The organism is Amycolatopsis mediterranei (assembly GCF_026017845.1).
GTDB classification, from domain to species: domain Bacteria; phylum Actinomycetota; class Actinomycetes; order Mycobacteriales; family Pseudonocardiaceae; genus Amycolatopsis; species Amycolatopsis mediterranei.
On sequence record NZ_CP100416.1, the window covers coordinates 4,918,125 to 4,929,075 of the forward strand.

Here is a 10,951-nt window from a genome sequence, read left to right on the forward strand (position 1 = left end):
GCTTAAGAAGCTTTAGCTGGATTAATGCCGCTCGCCGGTCATACCGTGGCGGGGTGCTGCCTCTCCTGCTGGCCGGGTTCGGAACCGGCCTGTCGCTGATCGTCGCGATCGGCTCCCAGAACGCCTTCCTGCTGCAACAGGGCCTGCGCGGCGGGGCCGTGGCGCCGCTGGTCGTGATCTGTGCCGTGTCCGATCTCGTGCTCATCGGGCTCGGGGTCAGCGGGATCGGGGCCGTGCTGGCGCAGTGGCCGGCCGCCATCGGGGTCATCGCCGTCGGGGGCGGCCTGTTTCTGCTCGGCTACGGTGCGCTCGCCACACGGCGGGCGTTCCGGCCGTCCGTGCTGACCGTCGGCGAGGACCGTACGCCGCTGCGGAAGGCGGTGCTCGCCTGCGTGGCCTTCACCTGGCTGAACCCGCACGTGTACCTCGACACGGTCCTGCTCCTCGGCTCGGTCGCGGTCGCTCACGGCGACGGGCGGTGGCTGTTCGGCCTCGGCGCCGGGGTGGCCAGCGCCGTCTGGTTCAGCGCACTCGGCTTCGGGGCGCGGCGGCTGGCCGGCGTGTTCGCGAAGCCGATGGCCTGGCGCGTGCTGGACGTCGTGATCGCCGTGACGATGACCGGGCTGGGACTGACGTTGCTGCTCGGCCGGGGCTGATCACCACAGCCCCGACTCCGGTGGCCGCTCCAGCTCCAGGAGGAACGCCTTCCGCTGCACCCCGCCCGCGTAGCCGGTCAGTTTCCCGCCTTTGCCGACGACGCGGTGGCACGCCACCAGGATGCTCAGCGGGTTGCGCCCGACCGCCGCGCCGACCTCGTGCGGCAGGCCGCCGACCGCGCGGGCCAGCTCGCCGTACGTCGCCGTGGCGCCGTACGGGATCTCGGCGATTCCGGCCCACACCGCGCGGTCGAAGCCGGGGCCCTCCGCCCGCATCGGCACGTCGAACGCCGTGCGCCGGCCGGCGAAGTACTCCGCCAGCTGCCGGGCCGCCTCCGGGAACGCCGCGTCGTCGCGCTCGCCGAACGTGGTGCGGTCCGGGCGGGTCCAGTGGTTCGGGAAGTACAGGCCGGTCACGACGTCACCGTCACCGTCACTGTCGCCGACGATGGTCAGCGGGCCGACCGGGGAATCCACTAGCGCGTGCCTCATCGGTTCTCCCAAGTAGTGCCGTCTGCTCGCGCGCCGCGCAGGCCGGGGAGCGGGAACCCTTCCAGCGCCGAGGTCGTGATCGTCCGATGTGGACTCCAGGACGTCGACAACAGGAGGCGGCGGGCCATGCCGGCCCAGCCCGCCGGGGTGGCGCTGACCACCCACGCGTCCGGCTCCGGCGCCGCGAAGCGACGGGCCTGGCGCAGCCACGACGCCGCCGTTTCGGGCCAGGTCACCGTCGCCAGCACCATCCCGTCCCACGCCGCGGCGATCTGCTCGCCGTCGGTCCGGGAGGACGAATCCGTGCCGATCACGATGTGCCGCGCCCGGCCGAGCAAGCCCAGCAGCGCCGCCAGTTCGAGCGATGTCATGCCGCGTCGTGGAAGACGAGGCCGAGCGTGTGGCGGCGGCCGGACCGGACCACCGAGACGCCGTGGCGCACCGGGGCCGCCGACCAGCCGCGGGCCGAGCGGACCGGCCTGTCCCGGGTGGTGAACACCAGGCCGTGGCCCTGCGGGATGAGCGTCGCGGTGCCGCGGGACTGCGCGCGTGGGCGCTGCTCCACCAGGAGGAACTCGCCGCCGGTGTGGTCGGTGCCCGGGTCGTTGAGGTTGATCACCACCTGCAGCGGGAACACCTTGTCGCCGTAGAGGTCGCGGTGCAGCGCGTTCCACCCGCCCGTCTCGTAGCGCAGCAGGATCGGCGTCGGCCGCTGCTGACCGGCGTCGTGGCACACCGCCAGCCACTCGTCCAAAGTGGACGGCCACTCCGCTGGGCGCCCGAGGCGCGCGGCCCAGTCCTGCGCGATGGGCAGCAGCCGGGGGTAGAGCGCCTGCCGCAATCGCTGCACCGGTTCGGGGAACGGCGAAGCGAAGTAGTGGTAGTCGCCGTTGTCCCCGAAGCGGTGACGACGCAGGTTCACCGTCGCCCGGAAGTGCGTCGGCTCGTCCCACAGTGCGACCAGCCGCGCGCACTCGGCCGGGGTGAGCAGCTGCGGCAGGAGGGCGCTGCCGTAGTCGTCGACCTCGGCGGCCACCGCGGCCCAGTCGGCCGCGGCGACGCGCTCTTCGAACGTCGTCACGCCGCCTCCATCGTCAGCAGGACCCGCTTGGCCTCTTCCCCGCCGGCGTACTGGCCGTACGACCCGTCGGACCGGACGACCCGGTGGCACGGCACCACCACCGGCAACGGGTTGAGCGCGCACGCGGTGCCGACCGCGCGGACCGCCTTCGGGCTCCCTGCCGCCGCCGCGACCTGCGCGTAGCTTTCCGTGTTGCCGTAGGCGATCTCGGCCAGGTGATCCAGCACCGCCCGGCGGAATCCCCGAGCCAGCCGCAGGTCCAGCGGGACCTCGAAGGTGTGCCGCTCGCCGGTGAAGTACTCCTCGAGCTGGCGGGTGACCTCCTCGAACCGGGACGGGGCCCGGAGGATCCGCGGGCTGATGGCCGCCGCCAGCTCGGCCAGCACGGCGTCGTGGTCCTGGCGGTCGAAGGCCACCTTCACCAGGCCCTGCTCGGTCGCCGCCAGCAGCAGCGGCCCCACCGGGGAGTCGACGACGTGGTAGGCGACGTCCAGCAGCCCCTGGCTGGCCGCGTCCGCGACGAGCCGCTCGTGCATCACGTTCGGGTCGAGCAGGACCTCGTTGGTGAAGAACTGGAACATGTCCGTCATGAGTGCGCTCCTTCCAGGGGGTAGCAGGCTCGCAGGGCTTTGACGCCGTCGGCGGCCGCCCGGCGGGCGGCCTCGGCGGTGCCTCCGGTGATCTCCGCGATTTCGCGGTACGGCAGGCCGGCCAGGTAGTGGTAGGCCACGGCGAGGCGTTGCTTGTCCGGCAGTCTCGCCAGCGCGTCCCACAGCTCGCCGTTCCACGCGTCCGTGCGGCCCGGCCGGTCCGGGACGTCCCCGACCGGGACCGGCCGGCGGGCCTGCGCGCGGGTGACGTCGACGGCTTTGCGGTGCGCGATCGTGACGAGCCACGCTTGGACGTTCGCGTCGGCGGGCAGCTCCGGGTACGCCTTCAACGCGGCCAGGAAGGTTTCCGACCAGGCGTCTTCGGCGTCGGCGGAGCCGAGCACGGCCCGGCAGACCCGCAGGACCATCGGCCCGTGCTCGGCCACGACTTGCTCGAACGGTTTCACGATCACACCAGGTAGACGTCCGGGGGCGCCGGAACGTGAGGTCAAGATTCCGCGGTACCGGTCACGACGGTCGCGCCCAGCTCGTCGCAGGAGTGCACCTGCGGCGACAACCCCGCCGCCGCAAGGATTTCCGCGAGCACCGGTGCCTGCCGCTCACTCGATTCGATCAGCAGGGTCCCGCCCGGCGCGAGCCAGCCCGGCGCGTCCGCGGCGACGCGGCGGGCGAGATCCAGACCGTCCGCGCCGCCGTCGAGCGCCACCAGCGGCTCGTGCAGGCGGGCTTCCGGCGGCATCGTCGAGACGGCGTCCGAAGGCACGTACGGCACGTTCGCCAGGAGGATGTCGACCCCTCCACGCAGTGACGACGGCAGCGCGTCGTAGAGATCGCCCTGGTAAATATGGGCGTCCGGGAGGTTCAGCCGGGCGCACTCGACCGCGGCGGTCTCGACGTCGGCGGCGTGCAGCTCACGCGGCGGGCGCGCGGCGGCGAACGCGGCGCCCAGTGCCCCGGAGCCGCAGCACAGGTCGAGCACCACCGGGTCCGGGGGCGCGAGCGAGACGGCGACGTCGACCAGGAACCCGGTGCGGTGCCGCGGCACGAACACCCCGGGCCGCACGGTGACGCGCAGGCCGTGGAACTCCGCCCAGCCCAGCAGGTGTTCCAGCGGCAGCCCGGCGACGCGGCGTTCGACGAGCGCGCCGAGTTCCGCGGGGGACGTGGCCGCGGCGACGAGCAGATCGGCCTCGTCCTCGGCGAACACGCAGCCCGCGGCGCGCAGCCGGGAGACGACAGTGGAAGTGTCCAACGAGGAGGCAGCCTACAAGACCTGCACCGCGTCCCCGACGTTCAGCCCGTCGAAGAACGCCGCCGAATCGGCGTCGGTCAAGTGGACGCAGCCGTGCGACGGCGCGTCGAGCGGCCCGGCGTGGAAGGCGATGCCGCCGGCGGCGAAGAACACCGAGTTCGGCATGTCGGTGCCGTACTGGCCGCTGCGGTGCTCGCGGTCCTTCCACACGACGCGGAACGACCCGGCGGGCGTCGCCTGGTCGGGTGGCCCGAACCCGGCCGGGACCGGGCCGCGGACCACCTGGCCGTCCCGCAGCAGCCAGGCCAGCCGCTGCGCCAGGCTCACGCACGCCCCGGTCGCGACGGCGCACGGCGGCGCTGGCGGGGGCGCGGTGGTCGTGGTCGGCGGAGCCGAAGTGGTGGTCAGCGGCACCGGCTCCGCGATCGGGCTCGGCGTCGTGGTGCGCGGCGCCGAGCAAGCCGCCGTGACCAGCACCGCCCCCAGCAGGGTCACCACCCCGGTCCTGCGCATCCGTTATCTCCCTCGACGAACGTCCTGCCGGGGATCACTACGGGTGAACGGCCCCGAAGGTTGAGCGCGAAGGGGTTACCCCGGGCGGGCGACGCCGAACCGCCGGCGTCAGCTCTCCGGCACCGTCACGACCCAGCGCCCGGGACGCCGGCGCAGGTACCCCCACCAGTACAGCGCCGACACCACCAGGACCGCGGCGGTGATGCCGAGGTCGAGCGCGCTCTGCTCGACCAGGACGTAGGCCAGCGCCGCGACGGCGAGCGCCGGCACCAGCGGCCACGCCGGCATCCGCCACACGTGCGGCTTCCGGTGCGCCGCCCGGCGCGCACCGAGCGCGGCGGCCGCGACGCTCAGGTAGAGCGCGACGACGGCGACCCCGGTGACGCCGCTCGGCGTCTCCACCGGCACGAAACAGAGGACGGCTTCGGACAGCCCGGTCACCAGCGTCGCGACCCACGGCGACCCGAACCGCTCGCTCACCACGCTCATCGCGCGGCTGACCGGCGCCGGCCACGCCTGGTCTCGGGCGGAGGCGTAGAGCACCCGCGAGTTCTGGATGACCATGACGATCACCGCGTTGACGATCGCCGCCGCGATGCACAGGCTGATCGCCACCCCGGCGGCGCTGCCGCTCCAGCCGGTGACCAGCGCGGTCAGGTCGACCCCGGCCAGCGCGGCGGTGTCCGGCACGGCCAGGGTGATCGCCACGACCGGCACCAGGATGACGACGGCGCTGATGCCGAGCGTCCAGAACACCGTCCGCGCGACGGTCCGCCGCGGCTCCCGCATCTCCTCGGCCAGGTAGACGGCGGTGCTGAAGCCCTGCACGACGAACAACGCGACGGCGAGCCCGGCGACGACCGCGATCAGCCCGATCCCGCTCGTGCCCAGGCTCGGCGTGACCAGCACGGCCGGGCTGTGCGTGGTGTGCGTGAAGCCGAGCAGGGACACGGCGAAGATCGCGACGAGCTCGATGACCAGGAAGATGCCGGTGATCCACGCGTTGGAGCGCAGGTTCAGCAGCCCCATCACGGTGCCCGCGAGCATGACGAGCGCGCCGGCGACCGACGGGTCGATGTCGGCCACGGCCGCGACGTAATCGGCGACGCCGATCGCGATGATCGGCGGCACGACGAGGATGACGACGAACGACAGCACGAACGTCAGCCAGCCGGCGAAGCGGTTCGCCACCGTCGTCACCATCGCGTATTCGCCGCCGGCGCTCGGCACCAGCGTGCCGAGTTCGGCGTAGCAGCAGGCGATGCCGACGCACAGCAGCACCGCGAGCGCGATGGCGAGCGCGGTGCCGGTGCCCAGGTCGGCGAACAGCGGGGGCACGAGGACGAACAGCGACGACGCCGGCGTCACGCAGCTGAGCGTGAGCAGCGTGCCGCCGCCGACGCCGATGGACCGGGTGAGCGTGCGGTTCTTCGTCTGGGCGGTGTCGGTCATGTCGGGCGGCGCTGGAGTGCGGGGCATGGGCGTTCCCTCCGGCCGGGGAGCAGAGTGCGACGGATGGAACAGCACCGATTCGGTGTTGTCAACGGCACTTGGACGACCGAATTCGTTGCCGGACGGCGGTAGGTCATTCGGATTTAGTCACTCAACGTCACGGCGTGGCGGGTTTGCCTGCCGTCGGCCGCGTCGGGGATGATCCGGGGCGTGAGCAGCCAGGACCCGACCGGCCGGCCCGCCCCGCCGGTGCTCGACGACATCTCGCGGCAGATCATCGCGCAGCTGCAGGAAGACGGCCGGCGCGCGTACGCGACCATCGGCAAGGCCGTCGGCCTGTCCGAGGCGGCGGTCCGGCAGCGGGTGCAGCGGCTGTCCGACTCCGGCGTCATCCAGATCGTCGCCGTCTCGGATCCCTTGCAGGTGGGGCTGTTCCGGCAGGCGATGATCGCGATCACCGTCGACGGCCCGCTCGAACCGGTCGGCGACGCGCTGGCCGAACTGGACGAAATCGCCTACGTGATCCTCTGCGCCGGGCGCTACGACCTGCTGTGCGAGGCCGTCTGCGCCGATGACGAGGCGCTGCTCCAGCTGATCTCGACGCGGATCCGCGCGCTGCCCGGCGTCCGGCACGCGGAGGTGATGGTCTACCTCAAGCTGCGGAAACAGACCTACCAATGGGGTACTCGCTGACCGTGACGACTAAATCCGAAGTTGATCCGGATTTGGGATCATGAATTAGTCGAGCAGATTCGGCTGGACGACTGAATCGCTTGCATCCAGGCGTCGACGCGTGCGATAACCGGGGCATGACCCCCACCGCCGGCCTCGCTGACGCCGCCCGCCGCCACCTCTGGATGCACTTCACCCGCCACTCCGCCTACGACGAAGCCGACGTCCCGGTGATCGTGCGCGGCGAGGGCCCGTACATCTGGGACGACCGCGGCAAGCGCTACCTGGACGGGCTCGCCGGCCTGTTCGCGGTGCAGGTCGGCCACGGCCGCGAGGAACTCGCCGAGGCCGCCGCTCGGCAGACGAAACAGCTCGCGTACTTCCCGCTGTGGGGGCACGCGCACCCGACGGCGATCGAACTGGCGGCGCGGCTGGCCGACGTGGCTCCGGGCGACCTCGACCGCGTGTTCTTCACCGTGAGCGGCGGCGAGTCCGTCGAAACGGCGTGGAAGCTGGCCAAGCAGTACTTCAAGCTCGTCGGGAAACCGGGCAAGCACAAGGTGATCAGCCGCGCGCTGGCCTACCACGGGACGTCGCAGGGTGCGTTGTCGATCACCGGCATCCCGGGCGCGAAGGCCGACTTCGAGCCGCTGGTGCCGAGCAGCCTGCGCGTGCCGAACACGAACTTCTACCGCGCGCCCGAGCACGCGGACGACTACGAGGCGTACGGCCGGTGGGCCGCCGACCGGATCGAGCAGGCGATCGAGTTCGAGGGGGCGGACACGGTCGCCGCGGTGTTCTTGGAGCCGGTGCAGAACACCGGTGGGTGTTTCGTGCCGCCGCCCGGGTATTTCGCCCGGGTGCGGGAGATCTGCGACCGGCACGACGTACTGCTCGTGTCCGACGAGGTGATCTGCGCGTTCGGCCGGCTGGGGTACGACTTCGCGGCCAAGCGGTACGGCTACCGGCCGGACATCATCACCACCGCGAAGGGGCTGACGTCGGGGTATGCGCCGCTGGGCGCGGTGCTGGCTTCGGAGCGGTTGATGGAGCCGTTCACCCGTGGTGCCACGACGTTCATGCACGGGTCCACCTACGGCGGCCACCCGGTTTCGTGCGCGGTGGCCCTGGCCAACCTCGACCTGATGGAACGGGAGGACCTGTACGGCCACGTGCTCTCGCGGGAAGCGGCCTTCCGGTCCACTTTGGACCGGTTGCTGGACCTGCCGATCGTCGGGGACGTCCGGGGCGCCGGGTTCTTCTACGGGATCGAGCTGGTGAAAGACAAGGCGACCAAGGAGACGTTCTCGGCAGGCGAGTCGGAGCGGGTGCTGCGGGGGTTCCTGTCCGAGGCGCTGTTCGAAGGCGGGTTGTACTGCCGGGCCGACGACCGGGCCGAGCCGGTGGTGCAGCTGTCGCCGCCGTTGATCTGTGACCAGGCGGAGTTCGACGAGATGGCGGAGATCCTGCGGGATGCGCTGACGCGGGCCTGGAAGCTGCTGTAGGGGCGGTTTCCCGCGGCAGCGCTTGGCCTCCGTCCCCCGGGTTCCACGATACCGGGGCGCACCGACAGTTTCGCTCCTCCGGGCGCGGCCGCTGGCCCGATCGGGCGGGGAACCCGGGTTCCGGGCCCGGCGGCCGCCTTTCTGAGTACCGTGGATCGCGGGGGGACCGGGGGAGCGGCCGGAGACCGGCCCGCCCGTGTCCGCGCCGATCGGCCGCGCGCCTCGGGAGGAGAACCCATGACCGCCACCGCGGATCGCCCGCGTCTGCCGTTCACCCGGCCGAACGTCCTGGACATCGCGCCGCTCTTCGAGGTGCTGCGCCGGCAGGGCCCGGTGGTCGCCGTGACCACTCCGGCCGGCGATCCGGCCTGGCTGGTCACCGGGTTCGAAGCGGTCCGGAGCGTCTTCACCGATCCGCGGTTCGGGCGCTCGCACCCGGCGCCGGAGGAAGCGTCGGCGCTTTCGGACGCCGCGATCCTCAGCCGCCCGCAAGGCGACCACGAGACCGAGCACGCCGAGCACGCCCGGATGCGGCGGATGCTCGTGCCCGCCTTCTCCGCCAACCGGATCCGGCGGCTCGCCGGCCACGTCCGGGAACTCGCCGACGGCTGCTTCGACGCCATGGAACGGGCCCGCGCCGCCGACGGCCTGGTCGACCTGCACGAACACCTGTCGTTCCCGCTGCCCGTGCTGGTGATCTGCGAGCTGCTGGGCGTTCCGTACGAAGACCGCGACACCTTCCGGGTGCTGTCGGACCGGATGGGCCGGATGGACATCGGCGACGGTGCCGGCGCGGCGCTCGACGAGTTCGCCGCCTACATGAGCCGGCTCGCCGCCACCAAGCGGCGCGCTCCCGGCCAGGACGTCGTCTCGGACATGGTCCGCGCGCAGGCCGACGACCCGTCGTTCGGCGACGACGACCTCGCCCGGCTCGCCGCCGGCCTGCTGTTCGCCGGCCACGAGACGACGTCCAACCGCATCGACCTCGGCGCGCTCTACCTGCTCACCGACCTCGCCCGCCGGGACGCGCTGGCCGCCGACCCCGAAGGCCGGGTGCACGGCGTCGTCGAGGAGATCCTGCGGCTGTCCGCCCCGAGCGGGCTCGGCGTCCTGCGGTACGCCCACGACGACGTCGAGCTCGGCGGGGTGGAGATCGCCCGCGGGGACGCGGTCGTGCTGTCGATCGCCGCGGCCAACCGGGACTCGTCGGTGTTTCCCGCCGCGGCGGAGTTCGACCCCGACCGCAAGCCGAACTCGCACCTTTCGTTCGCCTACGGCGGCTGGTTCTGCATCGGCGCCAGCCTCGCGCGCACCGAGCTGCGCGTCGTGTTCGAGTCGTTGTTCCGGCGGTTTCCGGGGCTGCGCCTGGCCGTCGACGTCGATGAACTCGAGGTCCGGACCAACCGTGTCACGGGGGGGAGTGGACCGCGTGCCGGTCCTCTGGTAGACCAACGGCGGTCGTGAGCGGAGGAAAAGACGTGACGTTGTGGGACAAGCTCGGGATGGACGACAAGCTCATCAAGGTGCTCAAGGACATCCCGCCGGGTCCCGACGCCTCGGAGTTCGGCCGGGCCTACGTCACGATCCACCAGCTGGCCGTCGAGCTGGACCAGCGGTTTCCCGAGGTGCGCAAGCAGCTGGACGTGCCGCTGGGCGGCGGCGCGACCCGGCACGCCGGTCTGGTCGAGCTGCTCGGGAAGGAGCTGGTGGAGAAGATCAAGCGCTACGGTGACGTCTACCCGATCGAAGCCGCGCAGCTTTCGTCGGTGCGGTTCCGCGAGGTGCGGCTGCGCGGCCCGGGCGGCCGGGACCTGGTCGGGGCGTCGAAGACCGACCTGCCGTTGATCCGCCTCCGGCCCCGGGACTGACGCGGTGCTCGCGCCGCCGCCGGTGCGGGTCCTGGTGGCCGAGCGCGACCCGGCGGTGCTGGCCCGCCTGAGCACGATGCTCGACGAGGCGGACGGCATCGAGCTGGTCGGCGCGGCCCCCGACGCGACGACGGCCCGGGTCACCCTGCGCCGGCGCCTGCCGGACGTGCTGCTGCTGGACCTGCGCCTGAGCTGGCCGGACGCGCTGACCCGCCGTCCGGCGGTGGTGGCGCTGGCGACGTTCGACTCGGACGCGGGCATCCTGCGCGCCCTCCGCGACGGCGCGGCGGGGTTCCTGCTGCGGACGGCCCGGCGACGCGACCTGATCAAGGTGGTCCGCTTGGCCGCGGACGGCCACGTGGTGCTGTCCCCGGACGCCTCCCGCCGCTGGGTGGCGGCGGCGACCCGGCTGTCCGGCCCCCGCGACGAACGCCTGGCGGCGGTGGACCGGTTGTCGGCCCGCGAGACCGAGGTCCTCGCGGCGGTCGGCGCGGCCCTGACCAACGCGGAGATCGCCGAGCGGCTGGAGCTGCCGGAATCGGTGGTCCGGGAGCACGTGGCGAGGGTGGTGCGGAAGCTGGGCTGCGCGCATCGGACGGCCGCGGGGCTGCTGGCCTACGAGCGCGGGCTGTGCCGCCCGGGCCACGGCGAGGCCTGAGGACGCTCTGCTGCCCCGGCGCGGCGGGCCGTGAAGTGCGGGTCGACGTGGCCGCCAGGCGGGGCAGCCGCCGACGACAAACCGGCGGTCCCGGGGGGGGGGGGGGGGGGCGCCCCCCCCCCCGGGGCCCCGCACCCCCCCCCCCCCCGCCGGCCCCCCCCCCCCCCGGGGGGGGGGGAAGCCCCGCCCCC

At 72.8% G+C, this 10,951-nt stretch carries 13 protein-coding genes and 1 pseudogene; 6 read left to right on the forward strand and 8 right to left on the reverse strand.

All coding sequences use genetic code 11. The annotated features are described in order from the left end of the window. Positions 1-53: 53 nt before the first annotated feature. On the forward strand, positions 54-656 hold the full coding sequence (locus ISP_RS22660) for a LysE/ArgO family amino acid transporter (RefSeq protein WP_265049912.1): 603 nt from the start codon (positions 54-56) through the stop codon (positions 654-656). Here ISP_RS22660 and ISP_RS22665 read toward each other — a convergent pair whose 3' ends face one another. The 8 genes from ISP_RS22665 to ISP_RS22700 all read right to left on the reverse strand — a co-directional run bounded on the left by ISP_RS22665 (position 657) and on the right by ISP_RS22700 (position 6,084). Next, complete coding sequence (locus ISP_RS22665; RefSeq protein ID WP_034285387.1) at positions 657-1,148, reverse strand: methylated-DNA--[protein]-cysteine S-methyltransferase; 492 nt, start codon at positions 1,146-1,148, stop codon at positions 657-659. After that, positions 1,145-1,519, reverse strand: a complete 375-nt coding sequence (locus ISP_RS22670; protein ID WP_013226076.1) for a hypothetical protein — start codon at positions 1,517-1,519, stop codon at positions 1,145-1,147. Before ISP_RS22670 ends, ISP_RS22665 begins: the two co-directional genes overlap by 4 nt. Next, the gene (locus ISP_RS22675; protein ID WP_013226077.1) at positions 1,516-2,229 is read right to left on the reverse strand and encodes a 2OG-Fe(II) oxygenase; all 714 of its coding nucleotides are present in this window, start codon (positions 2,227-2,229) and stop codon (positions 1,516-1,518) included. Before ISP_RS22675 ends, ISP_RS22670 begins: the two co-directional genes overlap by 4 nt. Next, positions 2,226-2,819, reverse strand: coding sequence for a methylated-DNA--[protein]-cysteine S-methyltransferase (locus tag ISP_RS22680; RefSeq protein ID WP_013226078.1), 594 nt, complete (start codon positions 2,817-2,819; stop codon positions 2,226-2,228). Before ISP_RS22680 ends, ISP_RS22675 begins: the two co-directional genes overlap by 4 nt. Beyond that, positions 2,816-3,292, reverse strand: coding sequence for an RNA polymerase sigma factor (locus ISP_RS22685; protein ID WP_013226079.1), 477 nt, complete (start codon positions 3,290-3,292; stop codon positions 2,816-2,818). Before ISP_RS22685 ends, ISP_RS22680 begins: the two co-directional genes overlap by 4 nt. 35 nt (positions 3,293-3,327) lie before the next feature. Then, positions 3,328-4,092: a putative protein N(5)-glutamine methyltransferase gene (locus ISP_RS22690; RefSeq protein WP_013226080.1), complete on the reverse strand. Its 765-nt coding sequence runs from the start codon at positions 4,090-4,092 to the stop codon at positions 3,328-3,330. A gap of 12 nt (positions 4,093-4,104) precedes the next feature. Further along, positions 4,105-4,605, reverse strand: coding sequence for a L,D-transpeptidase (locus ISP_RS22695; RefSeq protein ID WP_013226081.1), 501 nt, complete (start codon positions 4,603-4,605; stop codon positions 4,105-4,107). 108 nt (positions 4,606-4,713) lie between these two features. Then, a complete protein-coding gene (locus tag ISP_RS22700) occupies positions 4,714-6,084 on the reverse strand; it encodes an APC family permease (RefSeq protein ID WP_013226082.1) in 1,371 nt (456 codons plus the stop codon). 171 nt (positions 6,085-6,255) lie between these two features. Between ISP_RS22700 and ISP_RS22705 the strand changes: the two genes are divergently transcribed. From ISP_RS22705 to ISP_RS22725, 5 genes and pseudogenes are all read left to right on the forward strand, one after another. Further along, positions 6,256-6,750 (forward strand): Lrp/AsnC family transcriptional regulator, encoded by a 495-nt coding sequence (locus ISP_RS22705; RefSeq protein WP_014467079.1) that lies wholly within the window; start codon positions 6,256-6,258, stop codon positions 6,748-6,750. 116 nt (positions 6,751-6,866) lie between these two features. After that, positions 6,867-8,234: an aspartate aminotransferase family protein gene (locus tag ISP_RS22710; protein ID WP_013226084.1), complete on the forward strand. Its 1,368-nt coding sequence runs from the start codon at positions 6,867-6,869 to the stop codon at positions 8,232-8,234. A gap of 237 nt (positions 8,235-8,471) precedes the next feature. Next, positions 8,472-9,681 (forward strand): annotated as a pseudogene (locus ISP_RS22715) (cytochrome P450). A 31-nt stretch (positions 9,682-9,712) separates the two neighbouring features. Then, the gene (locus ISP_RS22720) at positions 9,713-10,102 is read left to right on the forward strand and encodes a hypothetical protein (RefSeq protein WP_013226086.1); all 390 of its coding nucleotides are present in this window, start codon (positions 9,713-9,715) and stop codon (positions 10,100-10,102) included. Positions 10,103-10,106: 4 nt separating this feature from the next. Then, positions 10,107-10,760 carry a response regulator transcription factor gene (locus ISP_RS22725; RefSeq protein ID WP_013226087.1) on the forward strand — a complete coding sequence of 218 codons (654 nt, stop codon included), beginning with the start codon at positions 10,107-10,109 and terminating at the stop codon, positions 10,758-10,760. Positions 10,761-10,951 lie beyond the last annotated feature (191 nt).

Bases quoted from the DNA above. Each gene is read 5' to 3' on its own strand.
- ISP_RS22680 (WP_013226078.1), bottom strand. From the start codon at position 2,819: ATGACGGACATGTTCCAGTTCTTCACCAACGAGGTCCTGCTCGACCCG.
- ISP_RS22695 (WP_013226081.1), bottom strand. From the start codon at position 4,605: ATGCGCAGGACCGGGGTGGTGACCCTGCTGGGGGCGGTGCTGGTCACG.
- ISP_RS22700 (WP_013226082.1), bottom strand. From the start codon at position 6,084: ATGCCCCGCACTCCAGCGCCGCCCGACATGACCGACACCGCCCAGACG.
- ISP_RS22670 (WP_013226076.1), bottom strand. From the start codon at position 1,519: ATGACATCGCTCGAACTGGCGGCGCTGCTGGGCTTGCTCGGCCGGGCG.
- ISP_RS22665 (WP_034285387.1), bottom strand. From the start codon at position 1,148: ATGAGGCACGCGCTAGTGGATTCCCCGGTCGGCCCGCTGACCATCGTC.
- ISP_RS22705 (WP_014467079.1), top strand. From the start codon at position 6,256: ATGATCCGGGGCGTGAGCAGCCAGGACCCGACCGGCCGGCCCGCCCCG.
- ISP_RS22710 (WP_013226084.1), top strand. From the start codon at position 6,867: ATGACCCCCACCGCCGGCCTCGCTGACGCCGCCCGCCGCCACCTCTGG.